The sequence below is a fragment of the Polynucleobacter paneuropaeus genome, from assembly GCF_003261235.1.
Taxonomy (GTDB): Bacteria; Pseudomonadota; Gammaproteobacteria; order Burkholderiales; family Burkholderiaceae; genus Polynucleobacter; species Polynucleobacter paneuropaeus.
In genome coordinates this window covers 1,198,034-1,216,628 of the sequence record NZ_CP030085.1, presented here as the reverse complement: position 1 = coordinate 1,216,628, position 18,595 = coordinate 1,198,034, and the positions used below count along the sequence as shown (strand labels likewise).

Genomic DNA, 18,595 nt, shown 5'->3' with positions numbered 1-18,595 from the left:
CTTACAGCTGAAATGATAGCTGAGATGCCCCCTAAGTCCCCGAAAACCTCCTCTAAATCCCCTGTGAATGAGACTCTCCCCGCGGTAGTGGCCGACCCATTGGGCCAAGCAGGGCATGACTTGGATCCCGCTAAGTTTGTCGAATTTCCCGATTCCCCTTACCACCTCTACCAGCCATTCCCGCCAGCAGGTGATCAACCTCAGGCAATTGAGAAGTTGGTTGAGGGCGTAGAGGATGGTTTGGTGTTTCAGACGCTCTTGGGGGTAACCGGTTCTGGCAAGACTTTTACGATGGCCAATGTCATTGCCAGAACAGGGCGCCCAGCCATTGTTTTTGCTCCTAATAAAACACTAGCAGCACAACTCTATAGCGAGTTCCGCGAATTCTTTCCACGCAATGCAGTGGAGTATTTCGTGAGCTACTACGACTATTACCAGCCTGAAGCTTATGTGCCGCAGCGCGATTTGTTTATTGAGAAAGATTCTTCAATTAACGAACATATCGAACAGATGCGTTTATCAGCAACCAAGAGTTTGCTCGAGCGACGCGATGTCATTATTGTGGCAACAGTGTCGGCGATTTACGGTATTGGCAATCCCGGTGATTACCACAGCATGGTCATGACGTTGCGGCCTGGTGACAAGATGAGCCAGCGCGATATTTTGGTCCGCTTAATTGCGATGCAATACGAGCGCAATGAATTAGATTTCAAGCGCGGTGTTTTCAGGGTTCGTGGCGATACGATTGATATCTTCCCTGCAGAACATAATGAGCTCGCGATTCGGGTGGAGTTGTTTGACGATGTAATTGAGAGTTTGCAATTCTTTGATCCTTTAACTGGACGTATTCGTCAAAAGATTCCTCGCTTTACTGTCTACCCTAGCTCACACTATGTCACCCCACGCGAGACAGTACTTAAAGCGATTGAAACGATTAAGACCGAGTTGCGCGAACGTCTCGATGAGTTTGTCAAGGATGGCAAGCTGGTTGAGGCGCAGCGCTTAGAGCAACGGACGCGCTTTGATCTCGAGATGCTCAATGAGTTGGGCTTCTGCAAAGGAATTGAGAACTACTCCCGCCATCTCTCTGGCGCCAAGCCAGGCGAGGCTCCGCCGACTTTGGTGGATTACTTGCCTAACGATGCTTTGATGTTCTTGGATGAGAGTCATGTCCTCATTGGGCAGCTCAATGCGATGTATAACGGGGATAAGTCGCGTAAACACACGCTCGTTGAGTTTGGTTTCCGTCTGCCATCGGCAATGGACAACCGACCCTTAAAGTTCACTGAATTCGAGACCAAGATGCGTCAGACCATTTTTGTTTCAGCGACCCCAGCAGATTATGAGGGTCAGCATACTGGACAAGTTGTAGAGCAAGTAGCGCGGCCAACTGGTCTTGTTGATCCTGAAATCGAAGTGTTACCAGCCAGCACACAGGTCGATGATCTATTGAGTCAAATTCATGAACGGGTCAAAGTAGGTGAGCGTGTCTTGGTTACTGTGCTGACTAAACGTATGGCGGAGCAACTAACAGATTACCTATCGGATAACGGAGTGAAGGTGCGCTATGTCCACTCAGATATCGATACGGTCGAGCGGGTCGAAATTCTGCGTGATCTGCGTTTGGGTGTATTCGATGTATTGGTCGGTATTAATTTATTACGCGAAGGTTTGGATATTCCTGAAGTGTCCTTGGTCGCCATCTTGGATGCTGACAAAGAGGGCTTCTTGCGTTCTGAGCGCAGTTTGATTCAAACGATTGGACGTGCCGCACGAAACGTACGCGGCAAAGCCATTTTGTATGCTGACCGTGTTACTGATTCTATGCGGCGCGCGATGGGTGAAACTGAGCGACGTAGAACAAAACAAATTGCGTTTAATAAAGAACATGGCATCGAGCCACGTGGCGTCACCAAGCGCATTAAAGACATCATTGATGGTGTTTATGACGTGGGTGAGAAGCGGATTGAGCTTCAGACAGCCCAAGAGCGAGCCCGCTATGAGGACATGACTGAAAAAGACCTAGCAGCTGAAATTAAACGTCTAGAGAAGCAAATGAACTCTGAGGCTAAAAACCTTGAATTTGAGAAGGCTGCCAGCACCCGCGACCGGCTATCCAAAGTCAAAGAAATGGCCTTTGGGGCCCTATCTCACGACTTCCTGGGCTAATCTCCCTACCACTCGGATATGTATTGCAGGGGCAAAAAACCCACTTTTCTGTTATAGTTGAGTGGATTGGTCGGGTATTACCCATCTGACCAATAGCTGTCCATAACAATCCATTACCAAGGTGACATATGAGACTTACAACTAAAGGCCGTTTTGCAGTAACCGCAATGATAGATTTAGCCCTCCGTGAAGCACATGGGCCTGTAACTTTGGCTGGGATCAGTCAGAGACAAAAAATTTCCCTTTCCTACCTGGAGCAATTGTTCGGCAAATTACGCCGTTTCAATATTGTCGAGAGTACTCGCGGTCCTGGTGGGGGCTATACGCTTGCACGCAAGTCAGATGAGGTGAGCGTGGCGGACATCATTGTGGCCGTCGATGAACCCTTAGATGCAACTCAGTGTGGTGGCAAAGGCAACTGTCATAGTGAAGAAGACCATTTGGGTCGTTGTATGACTCACGATCTATGGGCCAATCTCAATTCCAAGATGGTTGAGTATCTGAGCTCAGTGACCTTGCGTGATTTAGTACAACAGCAATCTGGTCGTGGCATTGTGATTCAGGACATGCGCCACAAGAAGGCCAAGATTGATGGCAGTAAACCTGAAAAACAAGCGCCTGCTACCGTAGCTGCTAAGAAGGAAGTGGCTCCTAAGCCACCGTTGATTAATTCAGTATTTAATTTAGCCCAGCAAAGTTAAAGCACCTACTTGGGCATGACCAAAAGCACACCATGAACGCACCTCAAGAAATTCCTAAGCAACCGGTTCCTATGTTTAGTCCTAAACACTTTCCGGTGTATATGGATTATTCAGCGACAACCCCAATCGATCCGCAAGTGGTCGACAAAATGTTGCCTTACCTGCGTGAGCAATTTGGCAATGCAGCATCACGCAGTCATGCGTATGGTTGGGCTGCTGAGGAAGCGGTTGAGTGGGCGCGTTCAGAGGTGGCTCAGTTAGTTCATGCTGATCCAAGAGAAATCGTCTGGACCAGTGGCGCTACTGAAAGTATTAACTTAGCCTTGAAGGGCGCTGCCCATTTCTATCGTGAAAAGGGTAATCATATTATTACCGTCAAAACCGAACATAAAGCGACTTTGGATACCTGTAGAGATCTGGAGCGCGAAGGTTTTGAAGTGACCTACCTAGATGTGCTGCCAAGTGGCTTGATCGATTTTGCACAATTAGAAGCAGCCATGAAGCCTGGAACGATTTTGGCCTCAGTTATGTTTGTAAATAATGAAATCGGTGTGATTCAGGATATTCCTCGCATTGGCGAGCTTTGCCGCTCACGTGGCGTCATCCTTCATGTGGATGCTGCTCAAGCAACTGGCAAAGTAGAGATTGATCTGAAGACACTCAAGGTAGACCTCATGAGTTTCTCAGCGCACAAAACGTATGGTCCTAAAGGGGTCGGCGCTCTGTTTGTGAGTCGCAAACCACGCGTTCGTATTGAAGCCCAGATTCACGGTGGCGGTCATGAGCGCGGTATGCGTTCTGGAACTTTAGCAGTGCATCAAATTGTCGGAATGGGTGAGGCTTTCCGCATTGCCCGTATCAGCATGGCTGAAGGTAATAAGCGGATTCGTGCTTTGCGCGATCGCCTTTTAAATGGCCTCAAAGATATTGAGGAAGTTTATGTAAACGGTGATATGGAGCACCGCGTACCTCATAACCTCAACATCAGTTTTAACTATGTTGAAGGCGAGTCTATGTTGATGGCTCTCAAGGAATTAGCGATATCCTCAGGCTCTGCTTGTACTTCCGCCTCTTTAGAGCCCTCTTATGTATTACGTGCCTTAGGTCGTAACGATGAATTAGCACATAGCTCAATCCGCTTTACCTTGGGACGCTTTACCACCGAAGAGGAAGTCGATTTCACGATCAAGTTAGTAAAAGAAAAGATTGCCAAGTTGCGTGAGTTGTCACCACTTTGGGAAATGTATAAAGACGGAATTGATTTGAGCACTATTCAGTGGGCTGCTCACTAATTAATAAAGATATATAGAGAGAAAACATCATGGCATATAGCGACAAAGTAATCGATCATTACGAGAATCCCCGTAACGTAGGCTCATTTGCCAAAGGCGATGACGCAGTTGGTACCGGCATGGTTGGCGCACCTGCTTGCGGCGACGTCATGAAGCTCCAGATTCGTGTGAACGATCAAGGTGTGATCGAAGACGCAAAATTTAAGACCTACGGGTGCGGTTCTGCGATTGCATCCTCCTCACTGGTAACTGAGTGGGTGAAGGGTAAGACATTGGATCAAGCTTTGGAGATCAAAAACTCTCTGATCGCCGAAGAATTGGCTTTGCCACCTGTCAAAATTCACTGCTCCATTTTGGCTGAAGATGCCATCAAGGCAGCCGTGCAAGATTATCGTGAAAAGCATCCAGCTAAATAAGTATTCATCCTATGTCTATTACTCTTACCGAAAAAGCAGCAGCTCACGTTAACCGCAATCTTGAAAAGCGCGGTAAGGGTTGTGGCTTGCGTCTTGGTGTTCGTACCACTGGATGTTCTGGCCTAGCTTATGAGCTTGAGTATGTTGATGAGCCTACGGCGGATGATCAGGTATTTGAATCTAATGGCATCAAGGTATTTGTTGATCCCAAAAGCTTGGCCTATCTAGATGGGACTGAGCTGGATTTTGTACGCGAGGGTTTGAACGAAGGCTTTAAGTTTCAGAACCCCAACGTCAAAGATGAGTGTGGTTGTGGTGAATCCTTCCGCGTCTGACGATTACTTTTGTTTCTTTGGCTTAAAAGAACAATTCAAAATCGACTTGTCTGCCTTAGATCAGGCTTACCTATCGATTCAAAAGGAAGTACATCCTGATCGCCATGCTCGTGGCAGCGATAGCGAGCAACGGCTAGCGATGCAAATGGCAACTTTAGCCAATACCGCCTATCAAACCCTCAAGAATCCGGTTCAACGCGGTTTATATATCTGCCAGATTCATGGTGTCGATGCCCAGCTCGAAACTAATACTGCCATGCCAGCCGCTTTCTTAATGCGTCAAATGGATTGGCGTGAAAGTCTGGATGAAAAGGCGGAAGACTTAGAGGCACTCGAAGTGCTCACTGAAGAGGTCAATAAATCTAAAGAGGAAGTCATTTCAGAGATCGCATTGGCGATTGATTCTGCGCATCAATATGAGCGCGCTGCTGAATTACTCAGAGGCCTTTTATTCATCGATAAGTTTGCTGTCGAGCTCGATGATGCAATTGCTGCATTGGTATAGATTCATGGCACTCTTACAAATCTCCGAACCCGGAAAATCCTTAGCGCCCCATCAGCGTCGGATTGCAGTAGGTATTGATTTGGGAACCACCAATTCTTTAGTAGCGGTAGTGAGGGATGCTTTGCCAAAAGTATTGCCTGACGCTCAAGGTCGCGAGTTGCTGCCATCAGTCATTCGTTATTTACCAAATGGTCGTACTCAGGCTGGCTTTGAAGCGATTGAAAGTATTGCGCTTGATCCTAAAAACACTATCGTCTCAGTCAAGCGTTATATGGGTCGTGGCCTGACGGATATTGAGCATATTGAAAGCGCTCCCTATGATTTTGTCGATCAACCCGGGATGCTCAAATTGCGTACGGTTGCTGGTGATAAAAGTCCGATTGAAGTCTCAGCAGAGATTTTGGCCCGTTTACGGCAGCTTGCAGAAGATTCTCTTGCCGACGATATTGTCGGTGCGGTGATTACGGTGCCTGCTTATTTTGACGATGCACAGCGTCAAGCTACAAAAGATGCAGCCAAGTTAGCCGGCATTGAAGTGTTGCGTCTACTGAATGAGCCTACTGCTGCAGCGATTGCTTATGGTCTAGATAACGCCTCTGAGGGTATCTACGCTGTCTATGATTTGGGTGGTGGCACCTTTGACATCTCAATTTTGCGCATGACTAAGGGCGTCTTTGAGGTGCTTTCCACAGGCGGAGACTCTGCCTTGGGTGGGGATGACTTTGATCATCGGCTCTATTGCTGGGTGATAGAACAAGCTAAATTGCCTCCCTTGTCTATTCAAGATCAACGTAGCTTGCTGATGGCATGCAAAGAAGCCAAGGAGCATTTAAGCCATAGCCCATTAGTGCGCGTCCATCAAAAATTGAGTGATGGCACAACCGTCAATGTCGGCGTTAGCCAGGCTCAGCTCTTTGAGATTACTCAGAACTTAGTTAACAAGACTTTAGTAGCTTGTCGTAAAGCACTGCGTGATGCTGGACTCAAAGCTGATGAGGTCAAGGGCGTCGTGATGGTTGGTGGCTCTACTCGTATGCCCAATGTTCAAAGGGCTGTAGGGGAATTGTTTGGTAGCAACCCGCTAAATAATCTCAACCCTGATCAGGTAGTTGCGCTTGGCGCTGCCATGCAGGCAGATTTACTGGCGGGCAATCAAGGCAAAAATGATGAGTGGCTCTTGCTTGACGTCATTCCTTTATCTCTTGGTATTGAAACCATGGGCGGCCTGGTCGAAAAGATTATTCCTCGCAACACGCCAATTCCCGTTGCACGCGCACAAGATTTCACTACTTTCAAGGATGGCCAAACGGTGCTAGCCCTACAAGTAATTCAAGGCGAACGCGAACTTACTCAGGATTGCCGTTCACTCGGCAAATTTGAACTCAGAGGCATTCCAGCAATGGCTGCTGGTGCAGCGCGGATTCGGGTGACGTTTCAGGTCGACGCAGATGGATTATTGTCAGTCAGCGCAGTAGAGCAGGGCTCAGGCGTACAAGCCTCGATTAATATCAAACCCTCTTATGGTCTTACCGATAGCGAGATTACCAAGATGCTGCAAGATGGATTTGCCTCTGCAAAAGTGGATTTGCAAGCCAGATCTCTCCGTGAGGAGCAGGTAAATGCTCAGCGCTTGCTAGATGCAGTACAAACCGCATTAGCTGCAGATCGCAATTTACTGAGTGAACTAGAGCAAGCAAACATTGAAAAAGAAATGACTGGCTTGCAGCAAGTCCTCAATCAAGAAACCGATAGCGCTATTTTGCGTAAGGCGGTTGACCATGCTGCTAAAGCCACCGATGATTTTGCTCAAATCCGGATGAATGCGAGTATTCAAAAGGCGCTAACCGGTAAGAATGTCGCTGAAATTTAACATACTGATACTAAAAGAAGAATATGACCCAGATCGTTGTTTTGCCTCATAGTGAATATTGCCCCGAAGGAGCGGTGGTAGAGGCTTTACCTGGGACCTCAATTTGTGAAGCGCTTCTAGAAAACGATATTCCCATTGAGCATGCTTGCGATATGGTCTGTGCTTGCACAACTTGTCACGTGCTGGTGAAAGAGGGTCTTAATAGTCTCAATCCCCCCGATGAAAACGAGGAGGATATGCTCGATCGTGCCTGGGGTCTTGGCCCCCAGTCACGTCTATCTTGTCAGGCAATTGTTGCGCAAGAGAACTTGGTGATTGAGATACCAAAGTACTCAATCAATCATGCCAAAGAGAATCACTAATTAATACACTGACGAATCATTCCAGCTGCAACCGTATGATTGCTGACTTCATCAATCAAGATAAAAGCACCAGTAGCTTGCGATTCATCAAATAAATCTGCAGCAATAGGCTTTTGCAGTATCAAGCTTACTCGACCAATTTCATTGGTATTCAGAGGATGTGTCTCACTTGCTTGAAATAGGGTCTGTACATCAAGCACCTGTTCAATTGCTTTCACCTTGGCTCCAACCGTATTGGTAGTGTGACGCAAAGCATATTTCCGATTCATGGAGAGTGGTTCGCTATCAAGCCAACACAGGTCAGCAGAAATTTCCTTACTCAGGCGGGGCGGTGTAGCATCATCAACATTGATAAATAAGCAACCCCGTGAAATATCAATATCTTCCTTGAGACGAATCGCGATTGCATCACCTGTCGTCGCCGAATCCACTGTGTTATTAGAGTCATCCCGGGTTGAGCCATTGCCAAGATAGATTTCAGCCACGGTAGCTTCACTATTACCTGGCAAAACCTTAATCTTCTGGCCCTTGTGAATGCTGCCAGTCTCAACTTGACCAAGATAACCCCGAAAATCATCCGAGGCACTACCGTCTTGACGGGCTACATATTGCACCGGAAAGCGAAACCCAGTTTTTTCAGAAGCAGGACTCGTATCTAGGCTTTCAAGCCATGCGAGGAGAGTAGGGCCTTTATACCAGGGGGTATAAGTGCTGGCATTAACTACGTTAGCACCAAGTAAGGCAGAGATGGGGATGAGGGTTGGCTGAGGTAAGCCGATCTTTTGACATAAATCTTCAATCGCTTGGGTAATGGTGGTGAAAACATTTTCGTCAAAATTAAATAAATCCATTTTGTTTACAGCAAAAACCACATGACGCAGGCCAAGTAAATGCACAATGGCTGCATGGCGTTTGGTCTGTGCCAATAAAGTAGCAGGGGAAGCGGCTAGATCAACCCTACTGGCATCAACCAAGATAACGGCCACATCCGATTGTGAAGCACCAGTGACTAAGTTGCGAGTGTATTGCTCATGTCCAGGGGCATCCGCTACGATAAATTTACGTTTTGGTGTCGAAAAATAGCGGTAGGCTACATCGATCGTAATACCTTGCTCACGCTCGGCTTCTAAGCCATCGGTAAGTAAGGCCAGATCAACGCCAGCATCGGATGAAGTGACACGGGCATGTTTGGTTTTGGAGAGGGACTCTAACTGGTCTACTAAGATAGACTTGGTATCGTATAGGAGACGACCAATGAGGGTGCTCTTACCATCATCAACGCTACCTGCCGTAATAAAACGGACGACGTTTTGATGTTCTGCAGAATGAGTTGCTTGGGTCATTAGAAGTAACCTTCTTTCTTGCGACGTTCCATGGAGGCCTCATTAGTTTGATCATCCATCCGAGTTGCGCCACGCTCAGTAATTTCTGTAATTGCAGTCTCAGCAATAATGTCCAAGGGATTGGAGGCGGTACTCAGCACTGGGCAAGTGCAGCTAATATCGCCAACGGTGCGGAAACGAACATCTAATATCTCGCTAACATCACCCGGTGCTTTAGGTGTAATGTCAGTTACGGGCACTAGCAAGCTATTTTTTCTAACCACTTCGCGTTGATGGGTGTAGTAAATACTCGGAAGATCTAAGTTTTCACGGGAAATGTATTGCCAAATATCCAGTTCAGTCCAGTTGGAGATAGGGAAGACACGCATGTTCTCGCCCTTAGCGATCCGAGCGTTATACAGATTCCAGAGCTCAGGACGTTGTGCTTTAGGGTCCCATTGACCAAAATCATCGCGGAACGAGAAGATGCGCTCTTTAGCGCGGGCCTTTTCTTCATCGCGACGAGCGCCGCCCATCAGCGCATCGAATTCATATTGAGCAATGGTTTCAAGTAAGGTTACTGCTTGAGCCGCATTGCGTGAGTCCGTTTCCTTGCGAAGGCGAACTGTACCTTTTTTAATCGAGTCCTCTACATGGCCAACAATCAGTTTGACGCCGGTCTTTTTAACGACATCATCACGGTACTGAATCACTTCAGGATAGTTATGACCGGTATCGATATGCAAAATAGGGAATGGTAATTTGACAGGTCGATCACCAAACTGAAACGCCTTGCGCGCTAAGTGAAACATCACAATAGAATCTTTACCGCCAGAAAATAGCATAGCTGGATTAGCACACTGAGCTACAACTTCGCGAATGATGTAAATCGATTCAGCTTCAAGCCAATCTAAATGATCATCTAATAAGGTTTGTTCTTGCATTTAATAAATCATTCAGTTATTGATTAATGTGCAGACCACATTCTTTACTATCGCTTTGCAGCCACCACCAGCGACCAGCCCGAATATCTTCACCTTGTTTAACCTGACGAGTACAGGGCTCACAGCCAATACTAGGGTAGCCCTTAAGATGGAGCGGGTGTATTAGTACATTTTCTTGCTTGATATAGGCCCAAACATCCGCTTCAGTCCAATTAAATAGTGGATTGAACTTTTCAATTCCTCGGGCATCATCATGCTCAGCAAAGTTCAGCTCGGTACGAGTTGTTGATTGCTCTCGTCGCTGACCGCTTAACCAGGCTTTTGCACCCTGTAGAGCAGTATTCAGTGGCTTGATTTTGCGTGCTCCACAGCATGCTTTCTTGGCTTCTTCGCCATCATAAAAACCGTTGATTCCGTATTGATCAATATAGGATTGAACATCGGATTCTTCTGGATAGACTTTGGTAATGCTAATTTGATAATGATCTTGAGTGGTCTTCACCAAGTCTACGGTTTCTTGATGCAGTCGACCTGTAGCCAAGGTAAAGAATTGAATTGGTAACTTTGCTTGGGTAATCGCGTCTGTAATCACCATATCTTCGGCAGCCAGACTTGTTGCAAAGCGAACATCATCGAACTGGTCACAAATAGAAACTAAGCGCTCTTGGAGCGCTTGAGTTTTTATGGCCAATTGGGAGGGGCTCAACTCACTAGGAGGGATGGTCCAGAATTGTGGAGCATTCATGAGATTACCAACTTTAGACCAACCAAAAAGAGTGTTACCGCCAGCGTATTGCGAGTAATTTTTTCAGACAAGATGCTTGAGAGTTTGGCGCCGAACCAAATGGCAGGAACGGATCCAATTAGAAGACCGGCGAGTAGATCAAAGTGCACATTGCCGAGCCACCAGTGGCCAAGGCCTGCTAATGCCGTTAGCGGGACAGCATAGGCAATATCGGTGCCTGCAACTTCAGCCGGCCGAAGGGTGGGGTAGAGAACCAAAATCAAGGTAGCGCCGATAGCACCTGCTCCGATTGAGGAGACAGTCACTAAGACTCCGATCACTGCCCCAACTACTACCGTGGCTACTTTGAGAGGAAAGCCTTTAGGTAAACGCTTTGGATTTGCGTGAACCCATTTCATAATCTTCGCTCTAAAAAGCAGTGAGCCTGCAGTTAATAAAACAGATGCACCGATCGCAAGGCTAATGAGGTGATTCCAATCTTTCGATACTGGCCCCACATACTTCAGTGCGATGATCGACAGTATTGCCGTTGTGAGGCTACCCACACACAGCAGGCGAACAATATCCCACCGGACGTTGCCGTGTAAGCGATGGGCTGCTGTGCCAAAACCTTTGGTAATGGCAGCAAAAGCCAAATCTGTACCAACTGCTGTAGTTGGAGCGACGCCAAAAATAATCGTCAGCAAAGGCGTCATAAGAGAGCCGCCACCTACGCCGGTCATGCCGACTAAGAGACCAACAAGTGCCCCTGAAAGAATAAAGTGCGATGAATCGATGAAAAATTGGATCATGGTTTACTTTTTTTGATTAGCACTGGGCTTCTTCAAATTCTTGAAATTTAATTGCGCTCATCAAAAACAGAATGCGACGTTGGATCGATTTACGAGTTTCAACTTGTTCTATTGGCAATTGATCATGCTCGCGCAGAAGGCTGGTAATGATGGGGTTGTATTGTTCCCGAACTGGCGACATTGCGATTCCTCTGTTAATCAAGCGTTAGAGGAGACTTTAGCAATGAGTCTATATATCCACAAGAAATATATAGCGATATCTATATTACTTACAGGTATATAGATTATTTTTCTACGAAGGCCCGCTCAAAGACATAGTCGCCTAAATGACCTAGGCTTGGGGAGACTTTGAAGCCCTTACTATCGAGCATCTCACAGGTTTCTTTGAGCATCGATGGACTGCCGCAAATCATGGCGCGATCCACTGCTGGGTCTAATGGAGGCAATCCGATATCTTTGAAGAGCTTTCCAGTTTCAATGGCAGTGGTAAGTCGACCAGTATGTTTGAATGCTTCGCGCGTCACGGTAGGGTAGTAGATGAGTTTTTCTCGAATGAGTTCGCCTAAATATTCATCTTGAGTCAGTTCATTCTTGATGTAATCACCATAAGCCAATTCACTAACGAGACGTACGCCATGAATCAAAACAACTTTCTCAAATTTGTCATAGGTTTCAGGGTCGCGAATAATACTCATAAAGGGCGCCAAGCCGGTACCAGTACTAAATAAGTAGAGATGCTTACCGGGGTTGAGATCATCAATGACCAATGTACCAACGGACTTCTCGCTTACAAGGATGGGGTCACCCACCTGGATTTTTTGAAGACGTGAAGTAAGCGGACCATCTTGAACCTTAATACTCAAGAACTCCAAATGCTCCTCGTAGTTTGGGCTGGCAACACTATAAGCACGGAGTAGTGGTTTACCTTCGACCTCTAAACCAATCATTAAAAAGTGCCCGCTACGGAAGCGCAGACCTTTATTGCGGGTGGTCGTGAAGCTAAAGAGAGTGTCATTCCAATGATGAACTGACAGAACGGTTTCAGTATTGCAAGTAGCCATAAAGCGGTGTGATTTTCAGTAAAACCGCCATTATCCCATTCTTAAGCTTGTGCCGAGAGCTTCGGAGGCGATTAACTTTTTATATGCCCTGAACTTTTAGTAATAAGGCAGATTTTTCGAATCGACTCTAAGCTTCGCTATCATCAGGGCATGAACCGAACTTTTTACCTCCTCATGGGCTTTCTGAGTCTGGGTCTTGTGATGGCTGCGCTCATCCTCCAGCAATTTGGCTATCAGGGCGTCCCTTTCTTGCCATGCCCTTTGTGCATCATGCAAAGGGTAGGGTACTTGGGAATCTGTTGCTCTTGCTTCATGGCGCTGGCTTTTCAGCCAAGTAGAAAATTCTTCCATATTTTGGCGACATTATTTGCGCTATTTGGCTTACTTGTCGCAGGTCGCCATATCTGGGTGTTATTCCATCCCGATACATCCTGCGGTATTGATCCTCTAGAAACTTGGATCAATCAGTTTGAGCTTGTGCGTGGCTTACCTTGGCTCTTCAAGGCTGATGGACTTTGCTCCGCGCAACTCCCACCTATTTTCGGTCTCCAACTTCCCCAATGGTCCTTTATTTGGTTCGCAATCTTCTTGATCGTGCTACTACAACGACTTTTTAAGAAGAGCTAATTACTCTTCTTCGCGACGTAAGTGCGGGAACAGAATCACATCCCGAATATTGGGTGCATCGGTTAGTAACATCACCAGACGATCGATGCCGATACCGCAACCGCCAGTAGGGGGCATGCCATATTCCAGTGCACGAATAAAGTCATGGTCGAAGTACATTGCCTCTTCATCACCAGCTTCTTTTTGCTCTACCTGCTTACGGAAGCGATTCGCTTGATCTTCTGCGTCATTAAGTTCTGAGAAACCATTGGCAATCTCACGACCGGTGATGAATAACTCAAAGCGCTCGGTGACGCCCGGACGAGTGTCTGATTCGCGGGCGAGAGGGCTCACCTCAATCGGGTAATCAATGATGTAAGTAGGCTCCCAGAGGTGTTCTTCAGCAACCAATTCAAACAAGGCTAATTGAAGAGCGCCGATACCTGCATTCTTCAGGGTGGGAGAATCAGGATTCTCACCACCTTTTTTCAACTCAGCGCGAATGAAGTCGGCATCTTCGAGTTGTGCCGTTTGATATTGTTTATTTGACTGGGGACCGTATTTCAGAATCGCCTCAGTAATAGTCAAGCGCTGAAAGGGTTTACTTAAATCCAGTTCTCGTCCTTGATGGGTCAAGATTGCAGTGCCTTGTGCGTCGATTGCTGCAGCACGAATAAGTCCTTCGGTAAAGTCCATCAGCCACCGATAGTCGGTATAGGCCGCATAGAACTCCATCATTGTGAACTCAGGGTTATGGCGCGGGCTCACGCCTTCGTTGCGGAAGTTACGATTGATTTCAAATACGCGTTCAAATCCACCGACAATTAAACGCTTCAAATAGAGCTCTGGTGCGATACGCAAAAACATCTGCATATCTAAAGCATTGTGATGGGTGATAAAAGGCTTTGCAGTTGCACCCCCGGGAATAGGGTGGAGCATGGGCGTCTCTACTTCCATGAAATCGGCATCAAGCATGTGACGACGTAATGAGGCAATCGCATTACTTCTTGCCTTGAAAGTATTACGACTCTCTGGATTCACAATTAAATCAACATAACGTTGACGGTATTTAGTCTCTAAATCAGATAGTCCATGGAATTTATCTGGCAGAGGACGTAAGGATTTGCTGAGCAAACGCAGATTGCTGCTCTCAACAGAGAGTTCACCTTTATTGGTCTTAAAAAGATGGCCTTCTGCAGCAATAAAGTCGCCCATATCCCAGTGCTTAAATGCACCATGAGTATCAGCCCCACTAATTTCATCATTGATATAGAACTGAATTTGCCCACTTCGGTCTTGAATGGTGGCAAAGCTTGCTTTACCCATCACGCGCTTAAGAACCATGCGGCCTGCCACTTTGACATGAACTTTCTTGGCAGCTAATTCTTCTTTAGTGAGGCTATCGTAATGCGCATGCAAATCTGCTGATAAATGCGTTGGCACAAAATCATTCGGGAAAGGAACGCCAGCTTCCCGAAGTTTGGCTAATTTTTCACGTCGCTCGGCAATGATGTGATTCTCATCAAGGGGTTCTGGATTAGCTTGCGGGTTGACTTTATCGTTCATATCAAAATAGATCGCTGTTAATAGGATTAAACACCTTGCTTCAGGCTGGCTTCAATAAAGGCGTCAAGATCTCCATCAAGCACCTTCTGGGTATTAGAAATCTCAAGGTTGGTGCGCAAATCTTTAATACGACTCTGGTCTAGGACATAAGAGCGGATTTGATGACCCCAGCCTACATCGGTTTTGCTAGCCTCTAGCTTATCTTGCTCAGCGCGACGCTTTTGCATCTCATGTTCATATAGACGTGACTTGAGCATACTCATTGCCTCAGCACGATTTCGGTGTTGGCTTCGATCATTCTGGCACTGCACCACGATGCCAGTAGGAATATGCGTTAGACGCACGGCAGAGTCCGTTTTATTAATATGTTGACCACCAGCGCCCGAGGCGCGGTAGGTATCAGTGCGAATATCTGCGGGATTGACTTCAATCTCAATGGAGTCGTCGATCTCAGGATAGACATAAATACTGGCGAAAGAGGTATGTCTGCCATTGGAAGAGTCAAAAGGAGATTTGCGTACTAAACGATGAACTCCTGTTTCTGAGCGAAGATGGCCATAGGCGTATTCACCATCGACTTTGATGGTCGCGCTCTTGATGCCTGCCACATCGCCATCAGACTCTTCAAGAATTTCTGTTTTATACCCCTTGCGCTCGCAATACTTAAGGTATTGACGATAGAGCATGCTTGCCCAATCACAGGCTTCGGTTCCGCCTGCACCAGCTTGAATATCAATGAAGCAGTTGCAGGAGTCCATTTCATTGTGGAACATTCTGCGGAACTCAAGATCTCCAATGAGTTTGCTATAGCTTTCAGTATCTTGTTCGATGGCTGAGATGGTCTCAAAATCACTTTCCTCTTTAGCCATTTCAAACAGTTCAAGTGCACCAGTGATATTACTATTGAGATTGGTGAGAGTGGCAACAACACCATCTAGTAATTTTTTCTCTTTACCAAGGGCCTGCGCTTTTTTCTGATCATCCCAAATTTTGGGATCTTCCAGAATAGAATTCACTTCAGTAAGACGGCGTGACTTTACATCAAAGTCAAAGATACCCCCGAAGGGCTTGCTCACGCTCGAGCAGATCAGAGAGGGTATTGGAGATGGTATTGAGTTGTTCGGCTTCCATGTCCCTATTATAGGGTGGGATTCTCATCGTGCGCCTCGATCATGAGCTGAACCCGTGCCTGACCTTGGTAACGGTCGGTGACTAAACGGTAAGCTAATTTGGCGCGCTCTGGTAGGGTTTGGGTCCGATTGAACCAAACGCCAGTCAATCCTTTACTAGAGCTGTTACCAACTGGGCGCAACTTCAAGCGCAAGTGTTTTTCTTTCATGAGGCTTTGCTCCGAGATCTCAAATTCTCCATAGAAAACCGGCTGCGGAAATCCTTGGCCCCAGATTTCTTCAGCGAGAAGATCGCCGATCTCGGGGGTAAATTGAGTGGGCTCTAGGCTACCATCATGGCTATGGCTGCGTTCCAATAAATCATCGGTAAGTAATTCATCAGCAACTTTTTGAAAAGTAGCATCAAACTTTACAAAGTCAGATTTATGAATAGTTAATCCTGCCGCCATAGCGTGACCACCAAACTTCAGAATCAAGCCAGGCTCTCTTTTGGAGACTAGATCTAGGGCATCACGCAAATGAAAGCCAGTAATCGACCTGCCAGAACCACGCAATTCATTACTGTCAGCACCATCAGCTGGTGCAAATACTAGGGAGGGGCGATTGAATCGCTCCTTTAGACGTGAGGCCACAATACCAATCACGCCTTGATGCCAAGCTTCATTCCATAGGCAGATACTAGACTTCTCACTTATCGTATTAGCAAGTTGATCTTCGGCTAGTAATGCCAGGGCCTCTTCTTGCATGCCGGTTTCAATCACTCGTCGCTCTCGGTTGATGCGATCGAGTTCTTGGGCAATCGATAAGGCTTCACTTTGATCATCCGTCAATAAAAGACGAATACCCAAAGTCATATCAGCCAATCTACCGGCAGCATTCAGTCTAGGACCAATAGCAAAACCCAGATCAAAGGCAGACGCTTTGCGAGCGTCTCTGACGGCAACCTGAAAGAGGGCTTGGATACCTGCTTGGCAAACGCCATTCCGAATGCGTTTCAACCCATTCGATACTAAGATACGGTTATTGCGATCGAGTTGAGCGACGTCAGCAACGGTACCCAAGGCTACCAGATCCAAGAGATTTTCAATCTTCGGTTGTGTCTCATTCGTAAATTTACCGCGTTGACGTAACTCTGCCCGTAATGCAACCAAGAGGTAAAACATCACACCGACACCCGCTAGTGCTTTACTAGGGAATGGGCAGCCCACTTGATTGGGATTGACGATTGCCGTTGCATTGGGAATGATGTCCCCAGGTAGGTGGTGATCCGTCACGATCACATCGATATCAAATTCACGGGCGCGCTCAACGCCTGCAGCGCTTGCGATGCCGTTATCGACGGTAATGAGATAGCGTGGCTTAGGCTTTTGTTGCGCAGCGAGTTCTACAACTTCAGGGGTAAGGCCGTAACCCATCGTAAAGCGATTAGGGACTAGAAACTGAACTGCAGCATGATCTGCGCCGAGCATCTTTAGCCCACGTATCGCGACGGCGCAAGCGGTCGCACCATCACAGTCATAGTCAGCAACAATGACAATCGGCTCTTTCCTTTCCAGAATATCCGCTAGCAAACTGGCAGTACTCAAACAGTTCTTCAGTTCAGTTGGCGCTAGGAGGTTTTTGAGTTCGAGCGATAAGTCATCGGGTTTCTCAACACCTCTTGCAGCAAATAATCTCGCGAGTAATGGATTTAAACCACTTTGTTCTAGCCACTGTGCTGTTCTCTCAGAATAGGGACGATGCTGAAAGCGACTCATACGTTTGCCCCAACAAGATCGTGCCAAGAACGTTTTTTAGGTTTACGCCAGAACATCCAAGACTGCTGATGTAATACTTTGCGAGTAAATGTTCTCTCACGTACATCACCATCAGGGAAATCAATCAGGATTACTTCATCAAGTTGTTTGGTATCTAATGCGGTTGACAGGATTTCCCAGATGGGTTCCGGATTATCTGCATATGCAAACCCAGCATCCAATTTATTCTGATTGAGATCTGCCGAATGTGGAATCTTGAGAAACTTGGCTAGACCAATAAGAAGGGGTTTATCGCTATAAATAGATTGAATTTCTTGAAAACACTTTGGTGCTTCAACATCCGCCAATTTCCCAATTCCACTAATCCAAATTGAGTTAATGCTCGCTTGAGCAGATTGTTCTCGTTTCTCATTCACAGGGTCGATATGCCAGAGCATCTGGATTTCGTTTTGGAGCTTGCGCCAATTTTTAGCCACACCCTCTTCGTCACTATCACGAGGCATCCACCAATCGATATTGCGCCCATGGGATTGATCCAGGCTATGCGTTACCAGACTAGTGAACGGCCCAGCAGGTATGAAATAAAAAGAGGCGTTTTGAAAAAGTAAAGGACTTTTAAAATCTTCTTCCAATAAAGGCAAGATAGGTTTGAGTAGAGCAGCAGACTCTTCTTCTGTCAGCCCGAGCTGATTTTGATTTAGGAGAACTAAATGATCCCGTGTCGCATGCAGATGAACAGGCTGTAGGCAGGCTATTGAGAGCTGGGGGTCTATCACAAGATCGGATTGTCCAAGTAAGAGAATTGGGGCAATAGGTGCTCGATCTCCCAAGAGGAAGCGTTCTTGGGGGAGGCCGCTTGGGGAGCGTTCGGTCTGAGGATCGGGGGTATCCTCCCCTGCAATCATCAAGGTAAAACGGCGAACGGAAGTGGTATTGGTAATTGAATTCATGGCCATTCCCCTGATTTTAGGTGGCATTTGATTATTCCATTGGTTTAGTTTGGTAATTCACTAAACTGTCGGG

The 18,595-nt window shown here is 46.7% G+C and carries 19 protein-coding genes; 9 read left to right on the top strand and 10 right to left on the bottom strand.

Features of this window, described 5'->3' with window-relative positions; translation table 11 throughout:
* Nucleotides 1-12: 12 nt before the first annotated feature.
* From uvrB to fdx, 8 genes are all read left to right on the top strand, one after another.
* Nucleotides 13-2,169: an excinuclease ABC subunit UvrB gene (uvrB, locus tag Pas1_RS06370; protein WP_225971595.1), complete on the top strand. Its 2,157-nt coding sequence runs from the start codon at nucleotides 13-15 to the stop codon at nucleotides 2,167-2,169.
* A gap of 128 nt (nucleotides 2,170-2,297) precedes the next feature.
* Nucleotides 2,298-2,870 (top strand): Fe-S cluster assembly transcription factor, encoded by a 573-nt coding sequence (locus Pas1_RS06365; RefSeq protein WP_112203454.1) that lies wholly within the window; start codon nucleotides 2,298-2,300, stop codon nucleotides 2,868-2,870.
* A gap of 32 nt (nucleotides 2,871-2,902) precedes the next feature.
* Nucleotides 2,903-4,162, top strand: coding sequence for an IscS subfamily cysteine desulfurase (locus Pas1_RS06360; RefSeq protein ID WP_112203456.1), 1,260 nt, complete (start codon nucleotides 2,903-2,905; stop codon nucleotides 4,160-4,162).
* A gap of 29 nt (nucleotides 4,163-4,191) precedes the next feature.
* Nucleotides 4,192-4,578, top strand: coding sequence for a Fe-S cluster assembly scaffold IscU (gene iscU, locus Pas1_RS06355; protein WP_112203458.1), 387 nt, complete (start codon nucleotides 4,192-4,194; stop codon nucleotides 4,576-4,578).
* An 11-nt stretch (nucleotides 4,579-4,589) separates the two neighbouring features.
* Nucleotides 4,590-4,913 carry an iron-sulfur cluster assembly protein IscA gene (iscA, locus tag Pas1_RS06350; protein ID WP_112203460.1) on the top strand — a complete coding sequence of 108 codons (324 nt, stop codon included), beginning with the start codon at nucleotides 4,590-4,592 and terminating at the stop codon, nucleotides 4,911-4,913.
* Entirely contained in the window at nucleotides 4,894-5,418 is a 525-nt protein-coding gene (hscB, locus tag Pas1_RS06345; RefSeq protein WP_318778966.1) for a Fe-S protein assembly co-chaperone HscB, read from the top strand. Before iscA ends, hscB begins: the two co-directional genes overlap by 20 nt.
* A 4-nt stretch (nucleotides 5,419-5,422) precedes the next feature.
* On the top strand, nucleotides 5,423-7,288 hold the full coding sequence (hscA, locus tag Pas1_RS06340; protein ID WP_112294803.1) for a Fe-S protein assembly chaperone HscA: 1,866 nt from the start codon (nucleotides 5,423-5,425) through the stop codon (nucleotides 7,286-7,288).
* Between the two features lie 23 nt (nucleotides 7,289-7,311).
* Complete coding sequence (gene fdx / locus Pas1_RS06335) at nucleotides 7,312-7,650, top strand: ISC system 2Fe-2S type ferredoxin (RefSeq protein WP_112294802.1); 339 nt, start codon at nucleotides 7,312-7,314, stop codon at nucleotides 7,648-7,650.
* Here the strand turns inward: fdx and Pas1_RS06330 are convergent.
* From Pas1_RS06330 to Pas1_RS06310, 6 genes are all read right to left on the bottom strand, one after another.
* The gene (locus Pas1_RS06330) at nucleotides 7,647-8,993 is read right to left on the bottom strand and encodes a sulfate adenylyltransferase subunit 1 (RefSeq protein WP_112294801.1); all 1,347 of its coding nucleotides are present in this window, start codon (nucleotides 8,991-8,993) and stop codon (nucleotides 7,647-7,649) included. The two genes, fdx and Pas1_RS06330, sit on opposite strands and share 4 nt — an antisense overlap.
* Nucleotides 8,993-9,916 carry a sulfate adenylyltransferase subunit CysD gene (gene cysD, locus Pas1_RS06325; RefSeq protein WP_112294800.1) on the bottom strand — a complete coding sequence of 308 codons (924 nt, stop codon included), beginning with the start codon at nucleotides 9,914-9,916 and terminating at the stop codon, nucleotides 8,993-8,995. Before cysD ends, Pas1_RS06330 begins: the two co-directional genes overlap by 1 nt.
* A gap of 16 nt (nucleotides 9,917-9,932) precedes the next feature.
* A complete protein-coding gene (locus Pas1_RS06320; RefSeq protein WP_112294799.1) occupies nucleotides 9,933-10,661 on the bottom strand; it encodes a phosphoadenylyl-sulfate reductase in 729 nt (242 codons plus the stop codon).
* Complete coding sequence (locus tag Pas1_RS06315; protein ID WP_112294798.1) at nucleotides 10,658-11,452, bottom strand: sulfite exporter TauE/SafE family protein; 795 nt, start codon at nucleotides 11,450-11,452, stop codon at nucleotides 10,658-10,660. The genes Pas1_RS06320 and Pas1_RS06315 overlap by 4 nt, the downstream gene beginning before the upstream one ends.
* 16 nt (nucleotides 11,453-11,468) lie before the next feature.
* On the bottom strand, nucleotides 11,469-11,633 hold the full coding sequence (locus Pas1_RS09695; RefSeq protein WP_168183330.1) for a hypothetical protein: 165 nt from the start codon (nucleotides 11,631-11,633) through the stop codon (nucleotides 11,469-11,471).
* A gap of 103 nt (nucleotides 11,634-11,736) precedes the next feature.
* Nucleotides 11,737-12,513, bottom strand: a complete 777-nt coding sequence (locus Pas1_RS06310) for a ferredoxin--NADP reductase (protein ID WP_112203503.1) — start codon at nucleotides 12,511-12,513, stop codon at nucleotides 11,737-11,739.
* A gap of 150 nt (nucleotides 12,514-12,663) precedes the next feature.
* Between Pas1_RS06310 and Pas1_RS06305 the strand changes: the two genes are divergently transcribed.
* Nucleotides 12,664-13,140: a disulfide bond formation protein B gene (locus Pas1_RS06305; RefSeq protein ID WP_112294797.1), complete on the top strand. Its 477-nt coding sequence runs from the start codon at nucleotides 12,664-12,666 to the stop codon at nucleotides 13,138-13,140.
* Here Pas1_RS06305 and lysS read toward each other — a convergent pair whose 3' ends face one another.
* The 4 genes from lysS to Pas1_RS06285 form a co-directional block, all read right to left on the bottom strand.
* Nucleotides 13,141-14,685, bottom strand: a complete 1,545-nt coding sequence (lysS, locus tag Pas1_RS06300; protein WP_112209027.1) for a lysine--tRNA ligase — start codon at nucleotides 14,683-14,685, stop codon at nucleotides 13,141-13,143.
* Nucleotides 14,686-14,711: 26 nt separating this feature from the next.
* Nucleotides 14,712-15,816, bottom strand: a protein-coding gene (gene prfB, locus Pas1_RS06295) for a peptide chain release factor 2 (protein WP_192874751.1) whose coding sequence is annotated in 2 segments (ribosomal slippage) — nucleotides 14,712-15,743 and nucleotides 15,745-15,816 — 1,104 coding nt in all. Because the reading frame shifts where the segments join, the coding sequence is not laid out codon by codon here.
* A 7-nt stretch (nucleotides 15,817-15,823) separates the two neighbouring features.
* Nucleotides 15,824-17,572: a single-stranded-DNA-specific exonuclease RecJ gene (gene recJ / locus Pas1_RS06290; protein WP_112294796.1), complete on the bottom strand. Its 1,749-nt coding sequence runs from the start codon at nucleotides 17,570-17,572 to the stop codon at nucleotides 15,824-15,826.
* A complete protein-coding gene (locus tag Pas1_RS06285; RefSeq protein ID WP_225971594.1) occupies nucleotides 17,569-18,522 on the bottom strand; it encodes a hypothetical protein in 954 nt (317 codons plus the stop codon). The genes recJ and Pas1_RS06285 overlap by 4 nt, the downstream gene beginning before the upstream one ends.
* Nucleotides 18,523-18,595: the final 73 nt, after the last annotated feature.

Coding starts and splice junctions, on each gene's coding strand:
- uvrB (WP_225971595.1), top strand. CDS start 13: ATGATAGCTGAGATGCCCCCTAAGTCCCCGAAAACCTCCTCTAAATCC.
- Pas1_RS06365 (WP_112203454.1), top strand. CDS start 2,298: ATGAGACTTACAACTAAAGGCCGTTTTGCAGTAACCGCAATGATAGAT.
- Pas1_RS06360 (WP_112203456.1), top strand. CDS start 2,903: ATGAACGCACCTCAAGAAATTCCTAAGCAACCGGTTCCTATGTTTAGT.
- iscU (WP_112203458.1), top strand. CDS start 4,192: ATGGCATATAGCGACAAAGTAATCGATCATTACGAGAATCCCCGTAAC.
- iscA (WP_112203460.1), top strand. CDS start 4,590: ATGTCTATTACTCTTACCGAAAAAGCAGCAGCTCACGTTAACCGCAAT.
- hscA (WP_112294803.1), top strand. CDS start 5,423: ATGGCACTCTTACAAATCTCCGAACCCGGAAAATCCTTAGCGCCCCAT.
- fdx (WP_112294802.1), top strand. CDS start 7,312: ATGACCCAGATCGTTGTTTTGCCTCATAGTGAATATTGCCCCGAAGGA.
- Pas1_RS06330 (WP_112294801.1), bottom strand. CDS start 8,993: ATGACCCAAGCAACTCATTCTGCAGAACATCAAAACGTCGTCCGTTTT.
- cysD (WP_112294800.1), bottom strand. CDS start 9,916: ATGCAAGAACAAACCTTATTAGATGATCATTTAGATTGGCTTGAAGCT.
- Pas1_RS06320 (WP_112294799.1), bottom strand. CDS start 10,661: ATGAATGCTCCACAATTCTGGACCATCCCTCCTAGTGAGTTGAGCCCC.
- Pas1_RS06315 (WP_112294798.1), bottom strand. CDS start 11,452: ATGATCCAATTTTTCATCGATTCATCGCACTTTATTCTTTCAGGGGCA.
- Pas1_RS09695 (WP_168183330.1), bottom strand. CDS start 11,633: ATGTCGCCAGTTCGGGAACAATACAACCCCATCATTACCAGCCTTCTG.
- Pas1_RS06310 (WP_112203503.1), bottom strand. CDS start 12,513: ATGGCTACTTGCAATACTGAAACCGTTCTGTCAGTTCATCATTGGAAT.
- Pas1_RS06305 (WP_112294797.1), top strand. CDS start 12,664: ATGAACCGAACTTTTTACCTCCTCATGGGCTTTCTGAGTCTGGGTCTT.
- lysS (WP_112209027.1), bottom strand. CDS start 14,685: ATGAACGATAAAGTCAACCCGCAAGCTAATCCAGAACCCCTTGATGAG.
- recJ (WP_112294796.1), bottom strand. CDS start 17,572: ATGAGTCGCTTTCAGCATCGTCCCTATTCTGAGAGAACAGCACAGTGG.
- Pas1_RS06285 (WP_225971594.1), bottom strand. CDS start 18,522: ATGAATTCAATTACCAATACCACTTCCGTTCGCCGTTTTACCTTGATG.